Genomic DNA, 23,338 nt, shown 5'->3' on the forward strand with positions numbered 1-23,338 from the left:
ACACTAAGAGGCCCATTTGTTTTTACGCGCGTCTTTCAAGAAAGAGATGATAATCATGACATTGACGACAATCAGTGGCGCACCACCTGCAATAATCGCCGTCTGTAGCGGCTTAAGTCCGCCAAGTGATAACAACACGATACCGATAACACCGACCAGTACAGACCAACCCACACGAACCCAGACTGGTGGCTCGTTGTCGGCATCGGCACCCTTACAGGTAGACATTGCCAACGTGTAAGAACAGGCGTTAATCAAGGTAACTGTTGCGAGGAAACATAAGATGAAGAAGCCCCACATGGTGATAGTGCTCATTGGCAGAGCAGCCCAGGTTTCGATGATCGCTCTGGGAGCACCATGATCTGCAATCAGTTGAGGCATGTTGATGATATTTTCATTCATCAGATTCATGGTGTTACTGCCCAGGATGGTCCAAAGGAACCAAGTAGAAGCAGTCAAACCACCCACCATTGTCAGACAAAGTTGACGCACGGTACGACCACGAGAGATCTTAGCCAGGAAGATACACATCTGGATACCGTAAACGACCCACCACGCCCAGTAGAACACGGTCCAATCTTGCGGCCAGCTGCCTTCACTGATAGAACTGGTATAGAAGAGCATGCGAGGCAGGTAATCAAGCATCACACCCACAGACTCGGTGAAGTAGTTAACTGTGAAGCTGGTTGCACCGATAAGGAACACCCAAACAAGCATGATGATACTCAGGTAGCTACGCAGATCACTGGCAATCTTAATGCCCTTGGTCAGACCGAAAGCTACACACACAGCGTTAAAGATAATCCATGCTGAAATAACGATAGTATCGACTTCAATGGTACGTGGAATGCCGAACAGCCACTGGATACACTCAGTCACCAAAGGTGTCGCCAAGCCTAAACTTGTACCCATAGCCAAAATCAGTGCTACAACATAAATATTATCGATAATAGTACCGAGAATACCTTTATGATGTTTACCCAAAACTGGCTCTAATGTGCCACTGGGGCGAACCACATCCATCTTCTTAACATAAAGGAAGTAACCCAAAGCAACAGTGAAGAAGCCGTAACCCATCCAAGGCAGAGGTCCCCAATGGAAGAGACTATAAGCGACACCAAGCTCTTTCGCTTGAACCGAGAGGGAGTCAAGTTCGAAAGGTGGATAAGTCACATAGTAATAGACCTCTAACGATCCCCAGTACAGTACGGCGGCAGAAGTACAAGAGGCGAACATCAGGAATACCCAGCTTCCGGTACTGAATTCTGGTGTTTCCTGACCTAAACGGTTATTTGCATAAGGTCCCCAGACCAGCCAGGCCCAACCTACTGCCATTGCGATCATGTACCACTCAAATGCCCAGCCCCATGAGTGGGTTAAATAGTGAAATACATCCTTAATAACTATATTAGCCGCATCCAGATCTCTAACTGTCAAGTAAGAGAGCAATATGACCACAATCAATGACGGGAAGAAGATTTTCGGGTCAATGGTGACCTTCTTCTTTGTTCCTTCAGTGATACCTACATCCAAAGTTTTTTCATTCATCTTAATACATCTCCCTCTTTTTTTTAGGAGGATAATAGTTAAGGTTTCGAAGTTCTTTCAATCTGTGTATTTATCAACACTTAGTATTAACTTATAGCCAGTCAGATTAAAGCTCTGACTATTAAGACTAACTATTAAGAATGGTTAAAAACGCAAATCAAAATAACCTAACACACCTTTTTCATTTTCTTACCAACAGACAATAACCAACAATTAAACAATGATAATTTATTAATTGATATTCCTTAGTTGACGGCAGAATAATGCATGCCCTGAACTTCTTATTCAGTGATCGTTATCACGATCATTTGAAATAGAAAAAAAACGAAAAAAACCACTTAGAAAATAGTGTTATTTCCATCACAAAACAGGGGGTAAAGAGGAGATTAGAGGGAGGTGTAACAAAGCAGTAATACGTAAGAACATGACTCGTTAACCTGAGGTGGCGACGACGACAAGCACACGGCAACCTATTGTTTATACTGGACTTATTTCAATCTGAATTTTATTGAAAAATGAGAGCGATAGACCATAAACTAAGAGAAAACACCGCAACACGGCCCCTCCTAAATAGTATTTCTAATAGTGATATTAGTACGGCTAAAACCCCTCATTAGTAGAGCTAACATTAATATTAGCCGCACTAAAAACATGCATTAAAACCACTAAAAAAAGACACCATTAGCTGGGCTAATATTATTATTACCCGAACTAAAAACCCTTGTATTTAAAGCGCTAAACAGCCTATAGGAAGACGACTATTAGAACGGCTAATATTAACGTTAGAAACACTAACAGCAAACACTTAATAAGTGTGACCCGCCTAACATTAGCGTCGATAATTCTAGTCATATAATTGCACCACTTACTAAATCAACATGCGGCAATAAAACAATATACTTTTAAACTAAGCACTAGCTACATATTGAAGTTGCTATAAATGATTTATTTACGATACCGACAGATAAACGTTATTGATACGCCGGATTGGCAACAAACAATAAGCATACAGCGGTTTGACCGTCAAAACGTTATCAGATGTTATATAAGTAAAATCATAAGTAATATAGCCATACCTCAAATTTAGAAGTATGTAATATCTAAACTGGAGAAATAATGAAAATTATTACGTGTTACAAATTAGTTCCCGAAGAGCAAGATATCACAGTGAAAGCTGACGGTATTCTGGACACAAGTAAAGCAGCCCCAAAGATCAATCAATTTGATCTCAATGCGGTAGAAGCAGCGGTGGAGATCAAAGCCCTCGTCGGTGAATGCAAGATCACAGCCTTAAGCATGGGCGGTAAGGCTTTGGACAACCCCAAAGCACGTAAAGACATCCTCTCTCGCGGACCCGATGATCTGACTGTCGTGGTTGACGAGAAATTCGAACACCTCCTACCTCACCAAACTGCTCGCGTTCTTGCCGCTGCAGCACAAAAAAATGGTTTCGACCTGATTATTTGTGGTGATGGTTCAGGTGACCTCTATGCACAGCAAGTTGGTATACAACTTGGTGAGCTGCTTGAAGTCGCGACTATCAACGCGGTAAGCAAAATCGTTTCGGCCCAAGACGGAACAGTTACCGTTGAAAGAGCCTTAGACGATGAAGTTGAAGTTCTTGAGATCACACTTCCTGCCGTTATCTCAGTTTCAGCCGACATCAACGAACCAACGATCCCATCGATGAAGACCATTTTAGCCGCAGGCAGAAAGCCGGTAACTAAGTTAAGTGCCGAAGATCTCGAGATTGCTGAAATTCCGGCTCTTGTTGAATCTGTTTCAGTACTGGCGCCAAAACAGGCCGAACGTAAGCAGATCATTATTGACGGCGATGATGAAGATCAAGTCGCAGAATTTGCAGAACACCTGCGCAAAGCACTTAAGTAAGGGGAAAAATGATGAGCAAACTGTCTAATGTATGGGTATTTAGTGATATCGCTTCCCGTTTACCTGAAGTTATCGCCGGCGGTGTTCAGCTAGGCGAAAAAGTCTCGGCTTTCGTGATTGGCTCAGAAGATGAGATAGCTAAAGCATACTCACTGGGTGCAACCCATGTGTATTACCTGGGTGAAAAAGATACCAGCAAGATTATTGAAGATTATGCTGAGACTATGGCCCATGCCATCTCAAATGGCGACACAAATACCTTAATGCTGCTCGGTGCAACCAAGCGCGGAAAAGCACTGGCTGCAAAATTGGGTGTACAACTTAATGCCGGCGTTATCAACGATGCCTCTGAAGTCACTGTAGCTGATGGCGTAACAGCCAAGCACATGGTCTACGGCGGCCTGGCTATCGGTGAAGAAAAAATCGTATCACCTATTGCGCTTATCACTATCGGCAATGGCGTATTCGAAGCCGCCCAAGCCGACAATTCGAAAACCGGTGAAGCGGTTTCGGTTTCATTTATCGAACCAAAAGCGGCGATCAAGTGCATCGAACGCCGTGCTAAGCAAGGTGAAAGCGTTGACTTAGGTAAGGCAAAACGCGTCATTGCTATCGGTAGCGGCATCGGCAAGCAAGAAAACCTTCAGATGGTTGCCGATCTCGGTGCTGCACTTGGTGCAGAGCTGGGTTGTTCTCGTCCGATTGCCGAAACTGAAAAGTGGATGGAGCGCGAGCGTTACATCGGAGTTTCAGGGGTCATGCTAAAACCAGAACTCTATCTGGCTCTTGGCATCTCTGGACAGATCCAGCATATGGTTGGCGCATTAGGTTCACAAACTATTCTTGCGGTAAACAAAGATAAGAATGCACCAATCTTCCAATATGCTGACTACGGAATTGTTGGTGACCTGAATAAGGTTGTACCGGCACTGATCAGCGCCTTTAAAGGTTAATTGAAGATCGGGTCGTATTAATCTCCCGACGTAACACCGGACACATTCATGTCCGGTGTTAAAACCCAAATTATGTGAAGAGTAAATTTGTATGGAAGAAGAAGCATTTGACGCGATTATCGTAGGAGCCGGGCTTGCTGGATGCGTTGCCGCTTATGTTTTAGCAAAAGAGGGAGCGGACGTTCTCGTTATTGAGCGCGGTAACTATGCCGGCAGCAAAAACATGACCGGTGGCCGACTCTATGCTCATAGTCTGGAGAAGATTATTCCCGGCTTTGCTAAAGAAGCCCCGGTAGAGAGAAAAGTCACTAAAGAAAAAGTCACCTTCCTAACCGATGATACCGGCGTCACTCTGGACTACCATAATGGCCGTTCACAAACATCGACACAAGAATCTTATACCGTATTACGAGGTGACTTTGACCAATGGTTGATGGCCAAAGCCGAAGAGGTTGGTGCCCAGTTTATTACCGGTATTCGTGTCGATGAGCTGATTACTAAAGATGGCAAAGTCGTAGGTGTTAATGCAGACGGTGATGAGTTGATAGCTAAGGCTGTCATTTTGGCCGAAGGTGTTAACCCTGTGCTTGGTGAAAAATTAGGCATGGTAAAACCTAAAGTAAACGCCGATGCCATGGCTGTGGGTGCTAAAGAGCTGATTGAACTTCCCAAAGAGGTCATTCAGGACAGATTTAATCTCTCAGATGATGAAGGCGCAGCCTGGTTGTTCGCCGGCTCGCCATCAAATGGTTTGATGGGTGGTGGTTTCATCTATACCAACCAAACTACAGTCTCATTGGGTATCGTCTGCGGACTGCATGATATAGGCAGCTCAGATAAAACCGTTCCACAAATGCTTGAAGACTTCAAAAATCACTCAATCATTAAGCCTCTGCTTGAAGGCGGGAAACTACTCGAGTATTCGGGTCATGTAGTACCGGAAGCTGGCTTAAATATGGTCCCTAAACTGGTTGATGATGGCGTATTGATAACCGGAGATGCGGCGGGTTTCTGCTTAAACATCGGCTACACCGTTCGCGGAATGGATCTTGCCATTGCTTCTGGCGAAGCGGCAGCGAAAGCCGTATTAACGGCGCGTGCAAACAAGGATTTCAGTGCACAAGGTTTGTCTTCATATCAGACTCTTTTGGAAGACAGCTTTGTAATGAAAGATCTGAAACTCTATAAGAACCTTCCAGCTTTCATGGAGACTCCACGGATCTTCAACGAATATCCAAAGATGGTTGCCGACATAATGCAAAGCATGTTCACAGTAGATGGCAGCGAATCGCAACCACTTCGGAAGACCCTCATGAAACACTGTAAAGAAGTGGGTTACATGAACCTGATTAAAGATGGCATTAAAGGAGTGACTGCAATATGACCGAAACAGTCAATGTAGACGTAAAACTTGGCGTCAATAAGTTTCATGTAGATGAAGGTCATCCACATATTATCTTGAAAGATAATCCGAATATGACCGAGTATCGCAAATTGGTAAACGCCTGCCCTGCTGGTTTGTATAAACTTGAAGAAGATGGCTCTATCCGTTTCGATTCTGCGGGTTGTTTGGAGTGCGGTACCTGTAAGTTTCTTTGTGGTGACACAATTTTAGAAAAATGGGAATACCCAAGAGGAACATTTGGTATCGAATACCGATATGGATAACCATTTGGAAACTGGGTGTTTATAGAACACCCATATTTCTGGCCCCTACAGTTTTAGAGTCAGAATAATGTTATCTCGGTTAAAGTTATTGATTACACAATTATAAGAACAGTAACTTAACATGTTTGGTTCTAGCTTTATTGATAAGCGCGTGTGTTCATTTTATAACATGAACAACCTGGTAAAAAGATGTGAAGCCCATAGGCTTATTTGTTCAATGCGCGGTAAAAGCTAAAAGAAAAGCTTAACCAAATAAAGCATTACCCTGTGTTTGAAATAAATTTCAATATTTACAATAAAAATGAAAATATATAATCAAAAACATTGGTTACATCACCATTATTAAATTGTAAATATTGTAATATTTCAACATAGGATTATCTGATTCGGTGAAATATACGTTAGTTCAAAATTGGTTCAATAATAATTTTGAAGCAACATTATAACCATTCGTGACTATGACGGTTGCGAACACTATTAATAGAACAAATAAAGTTGGTGGTTAGTAGTATGAATTCAAAGAAAAACTTCGATGATATGGAGTTTACTCCACTTCATAGAAAAATAATGCTTTGGGGAAGCGGAGGTCCATTTTTAGATGGCTATGTATTAGTTATTATTGGACTTGCACTTCAACAACTTACACCAGAATTAGGCTTAGATGCACAGTGGATCGGTTTAGTTGGTGCGGCGACACTGGCCGGTCTGTTTATCGGAACCGCGCTATTTGGCTATGTGGCAGATATAGTCGGTCGTAAGAAGATGTTTATGATAGACATTATTGCAATTGCAGTGCTTTCATTTGCAACCATGTTTATCTCATCTCCTATAGAGTTAGTCATCTTACGATTCTTAATCGGAATCGTTATCGGAGCCGATTACCCCATCGCCACCTCTATGGTTGCCGAGTTCTCACCCACTAAGCAACGGGCATTCACAATGGGCTTCATTGCTGCCATGTGGTACGTTGGTGCTACTGCAGCCAACATGGTTGGCTACCTTCTCTACGATGTTCAAGATGGCTGGAGATGGATGTTTGGTAGTGCGGTTATTCCCTGTCTCGTTATTCTACTCGGACGTTTTCACCTACCTGAATCGCCAAGATGGTTACTTAAAAAAGGCCGTGTGGAAGAGTGCCGTGAAATAATGCATAAGTTTTTTGGCAAGGATGTCGATATTAGTTTCGAAGAGGCGGAAGAGACTAAATATAGTAAACTATTTGAACCTATCTATTTAAAAAGAATTATATTCATCGGCACCATATGGAGCTGTCAGGTTATTCCCATGTTCGCCATATATACATTTGGGCCTCAAATAATCGAACTGCTTGGATTTACTGAGGGACAAGATGCGGCCCTGGGCAATATCGTTATCAGTATATTCTTTATGGCCGGGTGTATCCCAGCGATGTACTGGCTGAACTCTATCGGTCGCAGACCACTTTTAATCGGCAGCTTTGCCATTATGACCGCCTCTCTGGCACTACTTGGCATAGTGCCAAATCCAAGCATCTGGCTGATTGTAGGCGCTTTTGCCATTTACGCCTTCTTCTCAGGTGGTCCAGGGATCTTGCAGTGGCTCTATCCAAATGAGCTGTTTCCTACAGAGATACGGGCGTCAGCCGTTGGCGCTGTGATGTCCTTTAGCCGAATTGGTACCATAGTCTCGACTTATGCCCTGCCCGTTTATATGGCCACCTATGGCATATCATCGACATTGCTTGTCGGTGCTGCCATATCACTGATCGGATTAGTTGTTTCAGTGTTCATGGCACCAGAAACAAAAGGATTAACATTAGAAACAACCAGTTCAGTTGATTTCACAGCTTCAGCTGAAGTAAGTAGATAAATTATTATCTAAGATATTAAAAGAGTCCCGTACATCTGAAAACATGTACAGATAAGGTACGGGACTCAAGAAGTTATCGAATGAAGATATACTCTTAAACTTTAATTCTATAGCTTTAAATATTTACCAGCCGATATATCGACGAATATATTTCGGCAAAACCTAATTAATTAGAGGAGGATATCCGCGCAAGCCGAAAAGGATGTCGAATATGTACGGAACCCATGAATTAAATATAACCTGTAATTAGACGGGGGGATTACTTGCCTGTATTTAATTACCCATACTGTTTTATACATAAGTACAAACCATTTTAAATATAAGTACAAACTAAGTACTAAAAACTTTAAATACAATTGGAATATAACGATGATGAAAACTAACAAAACGTTTTATATCTCTCTTATTGCAAGTGCTATTGCATTAAGTAGCTTCAACACCATGGCTGCCGCTGAAGAAGATGGCATTAATATCCACGGTGGCGTGCGTATTAACTACTCATATAAAGATTACAGCGAGAGTTCAAAAGATAAAGGTGGTGATCTGACATTTAACATGGCGTCACTAAGATTTGACGGTAAGCATGGTAACTGGGGATTAAAGTCGGATTACCGTTTCACTGCCGACACTAACTATATCAAATATGGCTACGGCTTCTACGATTTCAATCCTGAGTGGGAACTTCAGTTCGGTATTAACCAAGTGCCATTTGGCAACCTGGGATATATCTCTAACAGCTATTGGTTTGGCCTCCCCTACTACCTTGGTTTCGAAGACGACTATGATATTGGTGTAAAAGCCACCTTTGAGAAAAACGGTTGGCACACAGATATGGCTTTCTATAAGAGCGCCGAATATGGACCAAGCGAAAACAAACAGTACGCAGCCGACCTGTATACCGGCACTATCAACGGTACCGAGTATAACAACGAAGAGACAAACCAGCTTAACCTTCGCCAAACCTACACCATGGAACACCAGGGCGGCTCAACCACTTTTGGTGGCTCGGTTGAAGTTGGCCAGATCTATAACGCTAAAACCGGTAACAATGGCGACAGATATGCCGTTGCCGCTAGCCTTGACAGCAAGTTCCATGGCTGGAACCTGCAACTTCAAGCCATGCAGTATGAGTATGATGCAGCCGATAGCGCGGATGACAACAAGATCGCCATCGCAGTGGTCAGCTGGCAGTATGAAATTGCCTCTAAGGCACAGGTATACAGTATCAACCTGGCAAAAACGATCCCGACCGATTGGGGTAGCGTAAAGTTCTACAATGACTTCGGCCTAATGACACCGGATGTTGCCGACGAAACCTACGATGACAGTATGCAAAACGTGTTAGGCGCCGCGATCGCAGCAGGTCCTACTTACACCCAAATCGACTTCATCATGGGTAAGAACATGACCTTCTCAACGGCAAACAACGACCATATCGGTCTGCCTGAAGTCGGTGATGATTGGGACAAGCGCTTCAACATCTCCATGGCTTACTACTTCTAAGCACAAGCACGGAGGAGACAGGCAATCAACTACACCCAGGTTGATTGCTCCTCTTCCAGTTTAAGGGTCAACACGTTCTCATCTCGACACATTACATGGACATCTTATGACCCAGCCTTCGCCCTATCGAAGGCTTTTTTTTACCACCAAAGGAATGAGGATCTCCGGTTATGATGAATATTAAAAACTTATCGGTTAATAACAAAATTGCACTGGCCTTTAGCTGCATCGCCGTGGCAGTAATAGCCCTTAGCATGCTGTTTATATCGGGACTGAATAACACACGCGATAATATCCTGACGCTGACTGACGAAGTACTACCCAATGTCTTATTAGTCGAGAAAATAAAATTTGTCACCATCTTCATTCGCCGGGATCAGTTCTCTTTCCTGCCCAGTATCGGCGATCCGGAGATGAAAAGCTGGATGCAGACAACCGACAACATGATTGATGATGTCACCGATATGATCAACACCTACGAAAAGAGCATTCAGACAGAAGAGGAGCGCCAAGCGCTCACATTAGCGAGACGCAACTGGCAAGATTACCTCAGTGCTCAGAGTGGTTTCAACGACATCGTCCTGCAAAATGATCTGGCAGGCGCAAACACATACCTGCTGAGTTCATATAAACAGTTTAACAGGATGCAAGACGCCTTAACCAAGCTGACAGAGATCAATTTAGCACGCACGGAAACAGACCGCACCAATACGCTCGAAGGTGTCAGCACGGCAACCATGAAGACCTATATCGGCGTTGGGGCATTATTTACCTTAATGGCAGTGATGACCCTCTTCCTTGGACGACAAATTCGCAACCCATTGCGTGAAGTCATGACTATGGCCGAAGAGATCGCCAATGGTAATCTGGCCTATCAGATAAAACGCGACCAGATAGGCAATGACGAGCTTGGCCAGCTGGCCGACTCCTGTATCAGCATGCAGAAAAACTTGCGTGAGTTGGTCGATGAGATAGGCGGCGCCGTGGTGCAACTCAGCTCCTCGATCGAAGAGGTGAGCGCCATCTCTGAGCAGTCATCTCAGGGCATGTCACAGCAGCAAAATGAGATCACTATGGTTGCCACTGCGATGCAGCAGATGCAGGCGACCGTCAATGAAGTCGCCATGAATACCGAAGATGCCTCGAGTTCGGCAAATTCGGCAACCGAGCGTGCCGATCAGGGCAATCAAGAGGTTCAACAGAACATCATCGAGATCCAGCAGGTTTCTGAGGTCATAGAAAATGCCGGTGAGATGGTGGCCCAGCTCGAGAAAGATTCAGCGAGTATCTCCATGGTGGTCGATGTTATCGGCGGCATTGCCGAGCAAACAAACCTGCTGGCCCTGAATGCGGCCATCGAAGCGGCGCGCGCCGGTGAGCAGGGACGAGGCTTCGCCGTCGTCGCCGATGAAGTACGCACACTGGCAGGAAGAACCCAGGATTCTACCCGTCAGATTGTCGAGATAATCGAGAAGCTGCAACTCCGCGCCGTCGAGGCCGGAGCTGCGACTAAACAGAGCTGTGAAATGATCCGTGGCTGCGTGTCACAAACCCACTCCACGGGCGAGAAGATCTCCGAGATTGAACAAGCAGTCACACAGATCGCGGCGATGAATATTCAGATCGCCAGTGCCTGCAGCGAGCAAAACTCGGTGACCGAAGATCTCAGCCGTAGCGTAGAAACCATCAACGTCTCCTCATCGGAGGCGGCAACCGGAGCCGGCCAGACGGCGCAAGCCTGTATCGAACTAAGCCAGCTCTCCTTAGGCCTCAAGAGCATGGTCGATCAATTTAAGACCGCCTAAATAATGGCAGACTTGTCACTTATTCAGTGATCCCAAGCACTCGACCTGGGATCCTGGATGAGTGCACAGTTCGTCTATCCATTATAAAGCTGAGAAAGCCCTTAATTCCTCGATTTCAATTCGACCAAGGATAGAGCCATACAGGGCCTTATTTACCTACATGCATTGAGCAATCGCCCCCTTCTTACTTGCCGCCATCACACAACCTCGCTCACTGTCCGATGCCGCTTTGCAGTCGGCCATCATGGTCCTGCTATCCGGTGCCATACTCCCCAGCACTTTCCTTGCGTGTTTAACCACTTCATTACACTTCTCTACGGGAACGGGATCGTAATTACTGCAGGCACTGAGCAAGGCTGTGAAGGTGGCAAGTGTAAGTAAAATTAACGGCGTCGCTTTCCTGATATTAAAAATAGGGGACATGATGCTTCCTTAAACTTGATTAGGGACTCTGTTGATAAGGAGAACGGTACGATTTATTTAACACTGAGATCCTATCCAGTCAGTCACAGTTCTTCTCATTAGAAAATGATAGCTAACTTTAGCGTAATACCCCTATTTTTATTACAATGGGCATAAGAACTTTACAGAGCTTAAATTAAACTCAAATATGGCAAAACCTAATAAGAAAGGCCCCTCCCGCACCGTCGACATCTTCTGCGCTAAGTGTAAAACTCAGCTGTTTAAGTATCGCAAGGGAGGAAAAGGCGCCTTAGTCAAATGCTTCAAGGAGCGCATTGTCGAGGACTACACTAGAGTCCCCTGCACTTGCCCCGAATGTGGTCAGGTATTTGCCAGAGATTCCTTAGTCAGAGGCACACCGGCATTTAAGATGGTAGGCGGAAAGGTCACGTTTAAATAAGCTCAACGCAGCCTGTTAATAGATCGAATCGACATACTTGTGTGTCGGCAGCTGCAATAGGTCTTGTGGATGATCGCCACCAAAGCTTGCCCACTTACTCTCTCCGGCAAAATTCGTACTGGCGACAGGCTTTTGTGTGTTGAGGTCATAAATTACCAACTGTATCTCTATCTTATCGGGCTTACCCGACCACTCCGTATTTCTATCTTCCCAATGTAATATCTCGGGTTTCACATAATAACCAAACCCTTGTTTATCGAGCGTGCTTAAACAGTTTTCACCGTGGCAATCGGTAGTCACATCGACATTTAATGCCCGCTTAGAGAATGCACTTCTAACTGCGTTCGTCGTCATACGTCCCGATCCCGGGTACTTCTTATTACCGTAGCTGCCATCCATAGGTACAGAGATAACGACACCTATAGCTGGATCGAGTTTAACCTCGGGTTTTAATACCAATCAGTATAAAGATGTGGTCGCTCAGCGAGAATTTAGCGCTTCTGAGGCAAGGCAACGAGTGAAGAACATAGTTATTCTACGTTTAAGCTCGTTAACACAGTATCAGATGCGCTAAAACTCGCCTTTTAGGAGTGTTTTTGGCTGCCTACTTCTGCGTTGAATGACTTCACAAGGGAGCACCATTCCCTCATCCATTCGCCTTGAATTAGTTTGCCAAAAATACTCTGAGTAGATCACTTTCTTATACCGATTGGTATAATAATTCACTTTGCTGATAGGTAGATGAGCAACCCGCCAGTAACACTCCACCAGCAAGCATACAGATATGCCTCTTCATGTTTAATCTCCCAGATTTGATATGCGTGATTTATCGAACGAATGTATCCAGATACCAGTTTATTCAGATACCAATTCACTTAACTACCGATAATAAGCTGAATTGTTCGATTAGGAAATCGAGAAAAGCGCGTATATGAGGCTTTGGATACTGAGTGCCTTTATAGATAGCAAAAATCTCACCACTGCCTTGGGCTCCGTGCGTTGCAGCCCAATCCGGTAGGATCTCGATAAGTTGCTTGTTGGCTATATAGGGTGTAACCATCCAGTCGGATAACAGCAGGACACCGCTCCCCTGCAGAGCAGCACTGAGCAGAGGTGACCCCCCCTTCGAGATTAAATTCCCCGTAACAGAGACCTTTTTCTCAACTTTTCCTCTACTGAAATACCAGTGATTCCTCTGTCTCTCATGGCTGATCAGCAGACAGTTGTGTTGTTGGAGATCTTCAGGTTTTCCAATTCTTGGATGAGTGTGAATATAATCAGGTGAGGCAACAAGGGAGGTATAATTAGTGAGAAGCTTTCGCGCCTTCAGACGACTGTCTTGTGGTGTGCCTATGCGGATAGCCAAATCGATATTTTCACTATTAAGATCGACAACTTTATTATCCAGTTCTATCTCTATCTGAACATTCGGGTAGCGCTCAAGAAATTCAGGGATGAGTGGAGCAAGATAAATATTACCAAAGCTTTCAAATACTGAGATCCGCAGTACTCCCTCGGGTTCAGGGTTAGTGCCTTTCATTTCGCTTAGCAGTTTATCTGCATCTTGCACTAACTTGGCCGATTGCAGGTGAAAGTATTGACCCTCCTCGGTCAGAATTAGCTGACGAGTACTTCTTTTAAAGAGCGTGGTTTGTATCAGGGCTTCCAGATTATCTATATTTCGGGCAACGGAAGAGGGAGCCATATTTAATGCTTGCGCCGCCTGTGAGAAGCTTCCCGACTCGACAACCTGATGGAACACCTTAATCAAATCTAACATCTGTTTCTCCCCACATCTGTCAATTTTAATATCTAGTAATATCGCTCACCTTTGCGTTTTACGCAAAACAATCTCAGCTTTAGTGACTATTCCCCCACAATATCGAATGATGCACAATTTGGTCATCGCAATAGAGCGACTCACTTTATCAAGATAGAGAAGATGACATGACTAAACGTATCGATCTGGCTAAAACACAACCTGCTGCACTTACCGCCATGCTTAGTGTTGAAAATTACCTTTCACAAACGGCACTTCCCGCTAAGTTGAAAGAGCTGATTAAGATACGTGCATCTATGATTAACCAGTGCGCTTACTGTATCGAGATGCATACCGCCGAAGCACTAAAAGCCGGGATTGAACAGCAAAAGCTGTTCGCCATATCAGCCTGGAGAGAGTCCCCGTTATTCGATGACAAAGAGCGTGCGGTATTAGCATTGACCGATGAGATGACCTTGATTGCCGACTCAGGGGTATCCGATACAGCTTATCAGGCAACTCTGGAGAAGTTAGGAGAGGAGCAGCTCGCAGAGGCCATGATGCAAATAATTATGATCAACGCCTGGAATCGTTTTGCCTTGGCAACACAGATGAAACACTGAGTCACGACAATAGTGAGCGACTTAATTAATTAGGAATTAGTGAGAGAATAAACATCAGGCCTCTAAAAAATAGAGGCCTGATACCAAACTTATAGCATTAGCTCGTAGCTCGTAGCTCGTAGCTCGTAGCTCGTAGCTCGTAGCTCGTAGCTGACAGCTTATAACTTACGTCTGAGCCTACAACTGATAACTAAATGTCACCTTAGCATTACGTTCCTCACCCGGCATACCACCTAAGAACATCGCCTTATTGTAGTAGGTCTCGTTGAACAGGTTATTCACGTTAAGCTGTAACTTCCAGCTGTCGGCCTGATAACTGACAGCGGTATCTACCACGGTATAACTCGGTACATACCCGGTCGGGATACCGAATGAGCTTGAGTTCGTGCTACGCTCATCGACATACTTCGCACCCAGGCTGATGTCCAGTGGACTGCTCAGCGAGAACCACTCGGCACCATAGGTGACCCAGGCACTGGCAGTGACGTAAGGTACACCTTTCTGGCGGGTATCATAGCTGCTTCGATTTGGATCTTTCTTGTCCCGCGCATCCTGATAAACACCGTTTACATTAATGGCCCACTGCTCATTGAGATGAGCGTTCATATCCAGCTCGACACCAGTGGTCTCTTCGCTGCCATCATAGAAAAATTCTTGCACCTCAGGACCACTGACACCCGCTTCAAAATCCAGGTTATTATATCTAAGGTTGGTGCGTGAACTCTTGAACAGCACCAGAGATGTCAGCATCTGATCGTCAAATGCCTTCAATCGCATACCCAAGTCGTCACTCACCGACTCAGAATCTTTTCTGTCTTTACCATTCCCGGCAACACCATCTAAGACACCGTAAGCCGTGCGTCCCTTAGAGTGGTTAACGAAGAAGGAGAGATCGTCCGTCGGCATATAGGTCACGCCTAAGTTATAGGTTACGCCGTTGTCACTGGTATCGGCTTCCGGTGTAGGCTCTGCGGCGCTGGCGCGATAACGCTCATCGACACCGAAGTGCTCATAGATCTGCTTGATCTCGTTAAACGCTACGCCGATACGAGTGGTAAATCCATAATCGAAATAGCCGACATGCTGCAGGCCGACGCCCCATGCATTGACCTTCTTGTTATAGTTGCTGGTCATCAGAGGATCGTGATCCTCAAAACTCCCTTCAGCCCAGTTTGGCTTGCGAATATCATAGATATAAGGCAACGCTCCCTGGTAGACAACCTCACCCGCCTTGTTTTTAATCACCTTATCGGCGTCATAGATAGAGTACTGCTTGAAGCGAATATTCCGGTCTTCGAAGTTAGCATTGACTAACAGCTCGTTATCGATACCTGCGAGCTCGAAGTCATATCTGAGATCGGCGAAATACTGCCATGAGGTCTCATCGGCAGATACCTGACGGTACTCCTGACGACGTGCGGCAAACGGGTACAAGACACCATCTTCGACCAGAGGGGCACGGGGATCGGCGTTGATGGTGCCGCGACGGTTCCAGTACACATAGTTATAGGCGCCCGTCTGGCGAGAGAAGCCTGAAGTGTAATCACGGTACTGCAGCTGCTGATTAAGGAACAGATTGTCATTGAAGAAGATGTTATGAGTCAGCTTAAATCGTAACTCCTCTCCTTCGTTATCTTTCGCCATAGGTGAGATTAGGCCCGCATGACCAAACTCATAAGGCGTCAGGCCATCACTATTGGCTAATGAGTCGGCTAACTGTTGGCGCTGCTCATCACTCAGCTGGATGCCTTTACCCTCAGGGTCATTAATCAAGTCTTCCCAGCTTGCCTCGCCGGCGTTTTTACCACCGACTGAGTCGGCATTATAAATGCGGATAGGGTGACCGATAGAGTCAACGGCAATGGAGTCATTGATATAGGATGCCGACAACATCAGGTCTTGAGAATCGTCAAACACATATTTAAGTGAGCTGTACACCTCATCCCTGTCGGTGCCGATATCACGGTAGCCGTCGCTACGTGCCGTTTTAGCCACGACGCGATAAGCCAGTTTATCGCTTAAACCACCCGTGCTATCCAAGCTTAACGAGTAGGTATCCCACTGACCGACCTCAACACCAAATTCGTTTTTAGACTCAAACTGCGGCTTCTTCTCAATCAGGTTGATCACACCACCGGCGCTGCCCATGCCATAAAGCCCGGTTGCAGGTCCCTTAAGCACCTCGACCGACTCGACATTGGTGAGTGACCGTGTAGGGTTAAAGGTGTTACCCAAGCCCGCACCGCCATACATACCATCATAGGTATAGTTTGCGCCCAAACCACGGATAACCAGATTATCTCCGATACCATAGTTATTACCCGCCTGAGTCACGCCACTGATGTTACGCACTAAATCTTGCAGGCTGTTGACGCCCTGAGCGTTAATCAATTCTTCATCGACGATAACAACCGCCGCTGGCGTTTCCATCAAAGACATATCTGACTTTGTGGCCAGCCCTGAATTCATAACTACCTGATTTTGTCTTCCATAGACGGTGATACGTTCTACGTCCGTGTTTTCCAGCCCTTCGGCCTGTGCAGCGTGAAGCGTCATAGGTAAAAATGTTGAAGCACAAGCAACGGCAAGTAGTGAAAAACGAAATTGATTCATCTGTTATCATCCCCTCAAATAATTGAGCGAATGATAACGATTTGCATTTAGATTACAACACCTGTTTCAGGCTCTGATACAAATATGTGCGCCCCACTGGGGTTTTAGCGGGGTTTATGGTGAACTTTTACAATGTAAAGATAAGCAGGCTGTTTAAGTGTTGACCAATGTGCTTCATCCATCGGTAAGTGGAAAACTTTACGCGGTTATTTTATAGGCTTAGGTTATCGGTAAATCAGCTCCGGTGCTTGTCTGCAGTAACCGATTAAGTGCTCGGTCAATCTATCGTAGAGATCTTCCTTTACATAGGGCAACTCTTCAATATAAACACGGCTATCTAACTCGGTAGGCAGAAGAAAATGGCTGAGTCTGTGTAGATCCTCTGCCGCCGATAGCTTGTCCTCTTCATTCATTGTCGCCGCAATCACCGAACCACTGGAAGTAAAGACCTCTCTCAAGAAGTCGACCAATCTGTCGAACTCCTTATCCCAGTTGAGATTACCATTATTCTGCGCTTCCCAGGCCAGCAATTCGATAGCACGGATCACCTCCCCCTGAAGGGTGTCGGCGCGTCCCGATGAGGGCACCAGGTTTTCCCATATCCACAATGCAATATCCTGGCTACAACCAGTAAGTTGAACCCGCCCATGAGTTGCCCCACACTCCGGAGCGCGCAAGTCTGTTGATTGAATGTCTTGCGAATGAGTGTCTTGTGTTTGAGTATTAGGCATAAAATTGCGGCTTAGTTGTTCTATCAGCATTAAACAGATGAGCCAGGCATTGTAATACCAAGCTCATAACGAATAAAGCTGAAAAACCGGAATCAGACTAAACGGCGTTTCAGGGAGACAAATCCAAGAACCAATAAGCCAAGCAGGGAGAGTGATCCGCCACCATGTCCCTCACTGCTGCTATCACCGATATAGATTTCATCACGGTCACTGCTCTCCAGCGGCAAAGCATAGAGGTTATCGGTCTCGTCCGAGCTGATAGTCGCAACAATATCATCGAACCCCACCTCATAAAGGTCGATCAACACATCGTAATGATCTGCCGGGTAGCCAGTATGCAGCGTCGTTAACACCTCGAAATCATCGTCACTCGAGTCACCGATAATGGTGAATATATCGGTGGAATAGTAATGTACCCAAGGGCCCCCATCCCGGCTCAGATAGAGTTCGGCATAGACATCGGCGCGTTCATAACTGCCAAACCCGATTAAGTCAGCATCGAAGGTCACGCTGAACGTCTGGTAGAAACCGTCTAGATCATTGTCTGTGAACAGTCGACTGCTGGCCTCATAAATAGAAAATTCATGGAAAATAGGGTTAGCGAATTGAGCGGCTTCGCCAGCCATTTTTTGTTTGGCATACTTTGAAGACGTTTGACCATTTTTATGGGCTAATATCACCTCTTCTCTGGTTCTCATACCGTCTGATTTAACACCTTCACTGCTTGTCAGCAGTTGCAGTTTTTTCTGAGTTAGCATCTGCAGCAACTCATTATCAGTTTGAACACTAGCATCAAGGTTCACACCTTCCCCCTGAGCTGATTGAGCAGGGTTCATCTCACGCCCTACTGAGAAGGTTTGTTGAATCAAACCTGTAGCATCTAACACCTCGGATTGACTCACGGTGTCTGCATTGGCTGGGGCTAATAAAGCAAAGTTCAGCACCAGAATACTCAAGATTCCGGCACCAAACACACCAGGTTTCAGAGAGCGGGGGAAGGAGTTGTTAACGCCCGATCTATGCTCATCAGTGGAAATACTGTTTCGTCTCTTTTGGCTCATATTCGAGTTAGAGTTCATATTCAAAGCCTCATTAATATTTTCGGTTGTTAAGGCCATTAGAGCCGGATCAAAGTGAACACAAGCTGAACGCTAAAAATTGAACGGTTAATCCAACTCCCCCCCTTTTCAAGCCAGCAGGCAAATTCAGCTAACGTTCATCTGGGATCGGTTATTGATATATGAAGATGGATAAAGGAAAGAGATAACAGGCATTCAGGATAAGGCCATTGCTGGTTTCTTAATATGACGGGATCTTTTACACTAGCCTATAACAACTATCCTGGCACTGAGCGGGGCATTTAATGAAATTTGGTTCCATGTTGGTACTCACAACCTGTATTCTTATTCCGTTTTTCGGACAGGCATCGAGTGCCCAACTACCAGGGATTGGCGCTGCTTCGATGAGCATCGCCGCTCAGACATCGAAAAAAGCTCCCCAACAGCTCAAAGTCAGAAGTCGTGAACAGGCTATTCAGTTAGTTAAACGTCAATATCAGGGAAAAGTACTCAAGGCACAATCGAGCCGAGTCAATGGTCATCCGGGTTACAGAGTTAAGTTGATATCGAGCGAGGGAGTGGTGTTTTATGTCTCTGTCGATGCCAAAACCGGCAGCGTGCGCAGAAATTAGCTTCACATCTTGTTATCAAAGATAAAAGCACTTTATGACTAAGGAATGAAACCATGAGAGTACTTCTGGTAGAAGATGACATTGAGCTACAAACCAATTTAAAACAGCATTTAGTGGACGCAAATTACAACATAGATGTGGCCGATGATGGTGAAATTGGCCTGTTTCAGGGCACCGAATACCGTTACGATGCAGCCATTATTGATGTTGGTTTACCCAAGCTCGATGGCATCGCATTAATCAAAACACTTCGCGAACAGGAGATAGACTTCCCGATTTTGATCTTAACGGCCCGTGACAGCTGGCAAGATAAGGTTGAGGGGCTCGATGCCGGCGCCGACGATTATCTCACGAAACCATTTCATCCCGAGGAGTTAGTTGCCAGACTCAAGGCGCTTATCCGTCGCTCGGCCGGTAAGGCCAGTCCGGTTGTGAATAACGGCCCCTTCAGCATTAATACCAGCAGTTTAGAGATCAAGAAAGGTGATGTGGTGATCACCCTAAGCGGCACAGAATATAAGTTATTTGAATACTTTATGCTGCACCCGGGTGAAGTGATATCTAAAACCGTACTCACGGAGCATATATACGATCAAGACTTCGATCTGGACTCTAACGTTATCGAAGTCTTTATCAGAAGATTGAGAAAGAAGCTGGATCCGGATAATTCATTTAGCCTCATCGAGACCCTGCGGGGACAGGGATATCGCCTGACTCAGATGCAAAAAACAGAACAAAGTGATGAGTAAACCGTCCTCTCAATCTCAATCGGAGACCGGAGTTAACCCTAATAAGGGCCTGCTTAACTCCCTCAAGGCCAGACTGGTTGTCAGTGCCCTGCTGTTGATCTTAGTCCTGCTGCCCCTGATTGGTTTCACTCTTAACGACGCCTTCAAGCAACAGGTGAAAAGCGCCGCTAAAAACGAACTCAGCGCTTACCTCTATTCAGTGTTAGCGGTCACCGAAGTCGACAATAACCGTTTACTCATGCCAGAGCTATTGGTGGAAAATCAATTTAACGTCATTCAATCCGGCTTATATGCTCTGATATCGACACCTGGTAACACATCGGGAATACCAGCTAAACATCTGCTGTGGCAATCAAACTCCTTTCTAGCGTCTGAACCGCCTCAACACTTGCCCCATCCGGCAACGGGTCAGAGTGAGTTTGGCGAAATACTGCTCGAAGGTAAACCCCATATTATCTACAGCTTCAGCGCCAGTTTCGAGCAGAGGCAAAATAAGCAGTTCCCCATCACGATTCATATCATCAAAGATCAGGCCGACTTTCAGCTGCAGATAGATAAATTTACCCGCCAACTCTGGACCTGGTTACTGATCTTAATGGCACTCTTGGGCGGCGTGCAGCTGGCTTGGTTGCTCTGGACCTTGAAGCCCTTAGCTAAGTTTAAACAGGAACTCAGTGATGTCGAACAAGGCCGTGCCATGCAGCTCGAGGCAGACTACCCAACAGAGTTGCAAGCCGTGGCGCGCCAGCTTAATACATTACTCAATACTGAACAAAGCCAGCGCAAAAGGTACCGAAATGCCCTGTCCGATCTGGCCCATAGCCTGAAAACGCCCTTAGCCGTGATCCAGAGTCAAAAAGATCTCAGTCAGGGCTCCTTTGAGCAGATAAGCGTGATCAATAGAATCATTGGCCATCAACTCAAGCGCGCCCAAAGCGCGGCCGGCTCTTCGTGGCACTTAGGGGTTAAGGTCTGTTCAGTCAGTGAAAAACTCGTCAGAACCTTAGGGAAAATCTACCGAGCCCCCGAGATACAGATCACCGAATCTGTCGATAGTGAGGCCATCTTTAAGGGCGATGAGTCCGACCTGACCGAGATACTGGGTAATCTGCTCGATAATGCCTGCAAAGCGGCGAAGTCAAAGGTGTTATTAAGCGTCACCTCGAGTGACACTCAGTTAAATATAGCGATAGAAGATGACGGTAATGGGATAAGTCCCGAGCAACAGAGCCAGATATTCGAGAGGGGCATTCGCGCCGACTCATACAGCCAAGGTCACGGAATAGGCCTTGCCATCGTGCGCGATCTTATCGACAGCTATAATGGCAAGCTTTCAGTGTCCACTTCAGAAAGTCTCGGCGGCGCTAAATTTGAGATAAGCTTCAGCCTTGGGAGAAGGTAAGACTGGCTTTAGCCGGGAATTTTATTTAGGAGAAGCTTCGCGACTAAAGCCGCTCCTACAAATAAAATTTTACCTTTCAGCTTGTGTTCATCTTCGACTCTTTATCATGACTCTAAAGTCAAAGACAAGAGTTTGGAGACGACATGAAAACATTCATCCAATGGTGTTACCTATCCCTATTGATAGTTTTCACTCCGGTGGCACTGATTCAAGATGTCAGTGCCCAAGAGTTAAACAGTAACACGGCGCAATCAGCCTTTAGTGAAGCTGAGCTCGAGCAGATGCTTGCCCCCATCGCCCTATATCCGGACAGTCTGCTCACTCACATACTCATCGCGGCAACCTATCCTCTGGAAGTGGTGGAAGCCAGTCGATTGCAGAGTACAAATACGCTTCTGCCAGCCGAGCAGTTAATGGAGAAGGCAGAGGGAAAAGAGTGGGATCCCAGTGTCATCGCCCTGCTCGCCTTCCCGAACGTGCTGGAAAAGCTCAGTAACGACTTAACCTGGACTCAAAAGCTGGGTGATGCATTCCTTCAAGATGAAGCCCGATTACTCGCTAGTATTCAATCATTGAGACAGCAAGCCGATGAGGCCGATAGCTTGTCAGAGATGGACAATGTATCGGTGACACGGGTTAACAATCAGATTGTCATTGAGCCTGCACAACCCGAGGTGATCTATGTACCCTACTACGATCCCAGAGTCGTCTATGGACATTGGCGCTGGTACCGTTATCCACCAGTGTATTGGACCCCTTATCCATATTATGTTCGCCGTCCCTATGGACATTTTTACTGGAACACTGGCGTACATATCAGGTTTAACTTCTATTTCAGTGCGTTCCATTGGAGCAATCACCATATTGTGGTGACGCACCATCATAATTCACATCACTATCGTCACAGAGGCAGAATCGTCACCAGTCACGGGGCTCAACGCTGGCAGCATAAGCCACAGCATAGACGTGGCGTTGCTTACCGCAGTAACCATGTGAAGCAAAGATATAATAGCCACCGCCCAAGCATGGCGCATACCAAGCAGGTGAGAAAAGCCGAGCGTCATCAGCTGAGTCACGCAAAAGCGAGCAACAACCGACTCCATAAGGGGAGCAGCCTTGAGCGGAATAACAGTCTTGATAGAAACAAGAGCCATCAGCTGAATCGTAAGTTAGGTAAGAGTCGTGAACAGCAATTTACTAATAAGCTTCATAACACTCCCAGCCACAACCAGGTGAAGAGCCATCAGCGGGTGAAAAGTTATCAGCGAGATGTGAAGAGCCATCAACCTGCGAAGAGCCATCAGCCCCAACGCTCTACACAGCCAAAGCAAAGCCATCAACGAGATGTGAGGAGCCATCAGCCTGTGAAGAGTCATCAGCCCCAACGCTCTTCACAACCAAAGCAGAGCCATCAGCGGGTGAAGAGTCATCAACCCCAACGCTCTATACAACCAAAGCAGAGCCATAACTCCAGCAGGCCGAGTCACTCCACGGCCAATATGAGCAAATCTCATAAAAGCGGGGGGCATCAACAAAGCGGCTCCCGGACCAAGATACGCGATTAATGAGCCGACTCGGGTGCTAAACACCATGGCCCACACGTAACAAACCCAATATAATCAACCAAGAAATACCGCTACTTAGCGGTATTTCCTTTGGTTTTAACCCTGTCTTTAGCCATCTAATCGATAGAA

20 protein-coding genes are annotated in these 23,338 nt (G+C 45.8%); 13 read left to right on the forward strand and 7 right to left on the reverse strand.

Annotated elements, in window-relative coordinates:
• Nucleotides 1-3: 3 nt before the first annotated feature.
• The gene (gene caiT, locus SSED_RS16900; protein WP_012143563.1) at nucleotides 4-1,548 is read right to left on the reverse strand and encodes an L-carnitine/gamma-butyrobetaine antiporter; all 1,545 of its coding nucleotides are present in this window, start codon (nucleotides 1,546-1,548) and stop codon (nucleotides 4-6) included.
• A gap of 1,116 nt (nucleotides 1,549-2,664) precedes the next feature.
• Between caiT and SSED_RS16905 the strand changes: the two genes are divergently transcribed.
• The 7 genes from SSED_RS16905 to SSED_RS16935 all read left to right on the forward strand — a co-directional run bounded on the left by SSED_RS16905 (nucleotide 2,665) and on the right by SSED_RS16935 (nucleotide 11,215).
• Complete coding sequence (locus SSED_RS16905) at nucleotides 2,665-3,438, forward strand: electron transfer flavoprotein (RefSeq protein ID WP_012143564.1); 774 nt, start codon at nucleotides 2,665-2,667, stop codon at nucleotides 3,436-3,438.
• A gap of 8 nt (nucleotides 3,439-3,446) precedes the next feature.
• Complete coding sequence (locus SSED_RS16910) at nucleotides 3,447-4,391, forward strand: FAD-binding protein (protein WP_012143565.1); 945 nt, start codon at nucleotides 3,447-3,449, stop codon at nucleotides 4,389-4,391.
• 91 nt (nucleotides 4,392-4,482) lie between these two features.
• On the forward strand, nucleotides 4,483-5,775 hold the full coding sequence (gene fixC / locus SSED_RS16915) for an FAD-dependent oxidoreductase FixC (protein WP_012143566.1): 1,293 nt from the start codon (nucleotides 4,483-4,485) through the stop codon (nucleotides 5,773-5,775).
• Complete coding sequence (locus SSED_RS16920) at nucleotides 5,772-6,059, forward strand: ferredoxin family protein (RefSeq protein WP_012143567.1); 288 nt, start codon at nucleotides 5,772-5,774, stop codon at nucleotides 6,057-6,059. The genes fixC and SSED_RS16920 overlap by 4 nt, the downstream gene beginning before the upstream one ends.
• 510 nt (nucleotides 6,060-6,569) lie before the next feature.
• Nucleotides 6,570-7,907 (forward strand): MFS transporter, encoded by a 1,338-nt coding sequence (locus SSED_RS16925; protein WP_012143568.1) that lies wholly within the window; start codon nucleotides 6,570-6,572, stop codon nucleotides 7,905-7,907.
• 369 nt (nucleotides 7,908-8,276) lie between these two features.
• Nucleotides 8,277-9,410: a hypothetical protein gene (locus tag SSED_RS16930; protein ID WP_012143569.1), complete on the forward strand. Its 1,134-nt coding sequence runs from the start codon at nucleotides 8,277-8,279 to the stop codon at nucleotides 9,408-9,410.
• Nucleotides 9,411-9,580: 170 nt separating this feature from the next.
• Nucleotides 9,581-11,215 carry a methyl-accepting chemotaxis protein gene (locus SSED_RS16935; RefSeq protein WP_012143570.1) on the forward strand — a complete coding sequence of 545 codons (1,635 nt, stop codon included), beginning with the start codon at nucleotides 9,581-9,583 and terminating at the stop codon, nucleotides 11,213-11,215.
• A 156-nt stretch (nucleotides 11,216-11,371) separates the two neighbouring features.
• Here SSED_RS16935 and SSED_RS16940 read toward each other — a convergent pair whose 3' ends face one another.
• The gene (locus SSED_RS16940; RefSeq protein ID WP_012143571.1) at nucleotides 11,372-11,638 is read right to left on the reverse strand and encodes a hypothetical protein; all 267 of its coding nucleotides are present in this window, start codon (nucleotides 11,636-11,638) and stop codon (nucleotides 11,372-11,374) included.
• Nucleotides 11,639-11,825: 187 nt separating this feature from the next.
• On the opposite strand from SSED_RS16940, the gene SSED_RS16945 reads away from it, so the two are divergent.
• On the forward strand, nucleotides 11,826-12,077 hold the full coding sequence (locus SSED_RS16945) for a hypothetical protein (protein WP_012143572.1): 252 nt from the start codon (nucleotides 11,826-11,828) through the stop codon (nucleotides 12,075-12,077).
• Nucleotides 12,078-12,092: 15 nt separating this feature from the next.
• Here SSED_RS16945 and SSED_RS16950 read toward each other — a convergent pair whose 3' ends face one another.
• On the reverse strand, nucleotides 12,093-12,536 hold the full coding sequence (locus SSED_RS16950) for a DUF4823 domain-containing protein (protein WP_012143573.1): 444 nt from the start codon (nucleotides 12,534-12,536) through the stop codon (nucleotides 12,093-12,095).
• A 412-nt stretch (nucleotides 12,537-12,948) separates the two neighbouring features.
• Nucleotides 12,949-13,857 carry a LysR family transcriptional regulator gene (locus SSED_RS16955; protein ID WP_012143574.1) on the reverse strand — a complete coding sequence of 303 codons (909 nt, stop codon included), beginning with the start codon at nucleotides 13,855-13,857 and terminating at the stop codon, nucleotides 12,949-12,951.
• Nucleotides 13,858-14,024: 167 nt separating this feature from the next.
• Here SSED_RS16955 and SSED_RS16960 point away from each other — a divergent pair, with 167 nt between their 5' ends.
• A complete protein-coding gene (locus SSED_RS16960) occupies nucleotides 14,025-14,459 on the forward strand; it encodes a carboxymuconolactone decarboxylase family protein (protein ID WP_012143575.1) in 435 nt (144 codons plus the stop codon).
• 177 nt (nucleotides 14,460-14,636) lie between these two features.
• Here SSED_RS16960 and SSED_RS16965 read toward each other — a convergent pair whose 3' ends face one another.
• The 3 genes from SSED_RS16965 to SSED_RS16975 all read right to left on the reverse strand — a co-directional run bounded on the left by SSED_RS16965 (nucleotide 14,637) and on the right by SSED_RS16975 (nucleotide 18,882).
• Nucleotides 14,637-17,072: a TonB-dependent receptor gene (locus SSED_RS16965; RefSeq protein ID WP_012143576.1), complete on the reverse strand. Its 2,436-nt coding sequence runs from the start codon at nucleotides 17,070-17,072 to the stop codon at nucleotides 14,637-14,639.
• Nucleotides 17,073-17,296: 224 nt separating this feature from the next.
• Nucleotides 17,297-17,803 (reverse strand): hypothetical protein, encoded by a 507-nt coding sequence (locus tag SSED_RS16970; RefSeq protein WP_223295920.1) that lies wholly within the window; start codon nucleotides 17,801-17,803, stop codon nucleotides 17,297-17,299.
• Between the two features lie 92 nt (nucleotides 17,804-17,895).
• The gene (locus SSED_RS16975; RefSeq protein WP_012143578.1) at nucleotides 17,896-18,882 is read right to left on the reverse strand and encodes a choice-of-anchor H family protein; all 987 of its coding nucleotides are present in this window, start codon (nucleotides 18,880-18,882) and stop codon (nucleotides 17,896-17,898) included.
• A 284-nt stretch (nucleotides 18,883-19,166) separates the two neighbouring features.
• Here SSED_RS16975 and SSED_RS16980 point away from each other — a divergent pair, with 284 nt between their 5' ends.
• From SSED_RS16980 to SSED_RS16995, 4 genes are all read left to right on the forward strand, one after another.
• A complete protein-coding gene (locus SSED_RS16980; protein ID WP_012143579.1) occupies nucleotides 19,167-19,493 on the forward strand; it encodes a PepSY domain-containing protein in 327 nt (108 codons plus the stop codon).
• A 53-nt stretch (nucleotides 19,494-19,546) separates the two neighbouring features.
• Complete coding sequence (locus SSED_RS16985; RefSeq protein ID WP_012143580.1) at nucleotides 19,547-20,242, forward strand: response regulator transcription factor; 696 nt, start codon at nucleotides 19,547-19,549, stop codon at nucleotides 20,240-20,242.
• Nucleotides 20,235-21,644 (forward strand): ATP-binding protein, encoded by a 1,410-nt coding sequence (locus tag SSED_RS16990; protein ID WP_012143581.1) that lies wholly within the window; start codon nucleotides 20,235-20,237, stop codon nucleotides 21,642-21,644. The genes SSED_RS16985 and SSED_RS16990 overlap by 8 nt, the downstream gene beginning before the upstream one ends.
• 143 nt (nucleotides 21,645-21,787) lie before the next feature.
• Nucleotides 21,788-23,209 carry a DUF3300 domain-containing protein gene (locus tag SSED_RS16995; RefSeq protein WP_012143582.1) on the forward strand — a complete coding sequence of 474 codons (1,422 nt, stop codon included), beginning with the start codon at nucleotides 21,788-21,790 and terminating at the stop codon, nucleotides 23,207-23,209.
• The last annotated feature ends 129 nt before the right edge of the window (nucleotides 23,210-23,338 follow it).

This window comes from Shewanella sediminis HAW-EB3 (assembly GCF_000018025.1).
GTDB classification, from domain to species: domain Bacteria; phylum Pseudomonadota; class Gammaproteobacteria; order Enterobacterales; family Shewanellaceae; genus Shewanella; species Shewanella sediminis.

Bases quoted from the DNA above. Each gene is read 5' to 3' on its own strand.
- SSED_RS16975 (WP_012143578.1), bottom strand. From the start codon at position 18,882: ATGAACTCTAACTCGAATATGAGCCAAAAGAGACGAAACAGTATTTCC.
- SSED_RS16970 (WP_223295920.1), bottom strand. From the start codon at position 17,803: ATGCCTAATACTCAAACACAAGACACTCATTCGCAAGACATTCAATCA.
- SSED_RS16940 (WP_012143571.1), bottom strand. From the start codon at position 11,638: ATGTCCCCTATTTTTAATATCAGGAAAGCGACGCCGTTAATTTTACTT.
- SSED_RS16910 (WP_012143565.1), top strand. From the start codon at position 3,447: ATGATGAGCAAACTGTCTAATGTATGGGTATTTAGTGATATCGCTTCC.
- SSED_RS16980 (WP_012143579.1), top strand. From the start codon at position 19,167: ATGAAATTTGGTTCCATGTTGGTACTCACAACCTGTATTCTTATTCCG.
- SSED_RS16935 (WP_012143570.1), top strand. From the start codon at position 9,581: ATGATGAATATTAAAAACTTATCGGTTAATAACAAAATTGCACTGGCC.
- SSED_RS16990 (WP_012143581.1), top strand. From the start codon at position 20,235: ATGAGTAAACCGTCCTCTCAATCTCAATCGGAGACCGGAGTTAACCCT.
- SSED_RS16995 (WP_012143582.1), top strand. From the start codon at position 21,788: ATGAAAACATTCATCCAATGGTGTTACCTATCCCTATTGATAGTTTTC.
- SSED_RS16985 (WP_012143580.1), top strand. From the start codon at position 19,547: ATGAGAGTACTTCTGGTAGAAGATGACATTGAGCTACAAACCAATTTA.
- caiT (WP_012143563.1), bottom strand. From the start codon at position 1,548: ATGAATGAAAAAACTTTGGATGTAGGTATCACTGAAGGAACAAAGAAG.
- SSED_RS16920 (WP_012143567.1), top strand. From the start codon at position 5,772: ATGACCGAAACAGTCAATGTAGACGTAAAACTTGGCGTCAATAAGTTT.
- SSED_RS16945 (WP_012143572.1), top strand. From the start codon at position 11,826: ATGGCAAAACCTAATAAGAAAGGCCCCTCCCGCACCGTCGACATCTTC.
- SSED_RS16955 (WP_012143574.1), bottom strand. From the start codon at position 13,857: ATGTTAGATTTGATTAAGGTGTTCCATCAGGTTGTCGAGTCGGGAAGC.
- SSED_RS16960 (WP_012143575.1), top strand. From the start codon at position 14,025: ATGACTAAACGTATCGATCTGGCTAAAACACAACCTGCTGCACTTACC.
- SSED_RS16930 (WP_012143569.1), top strand. From the start codon at position 8,277: ATGATGAAAACTAACAAAACGTTTTATATCTCTCTTATTGCAAGTGCT.
- SSED_RS16925 (WP_012143568.1), top strand. From the start codon at position 6,570: ATGAATTCAAAGAAAAACTTCGATGATATGGAGTTTACTCCACTTCAT.
- SSED_RS16965 (WP_012143576.1), bottom strand. From the start codon at position 17,072: ATGAATCAATTTCGTTTTTCACTACTTGCCGTTGCTTGTGCTTCAACA.
- SSED_RS16905 (WP_012143564.1), top strand. From the start codon at position 2,665: ATGAAAATTATTACGTGTTACAAATTAGTTCCCGAAGAGCAAGATATC.
- fixC (WP_012143566.1), top strand. From the start codon at position 4,483: ATGGAAGAAGAAGCATTTGACGCGATTATCGTAGGAGCCGGGCTTGCT.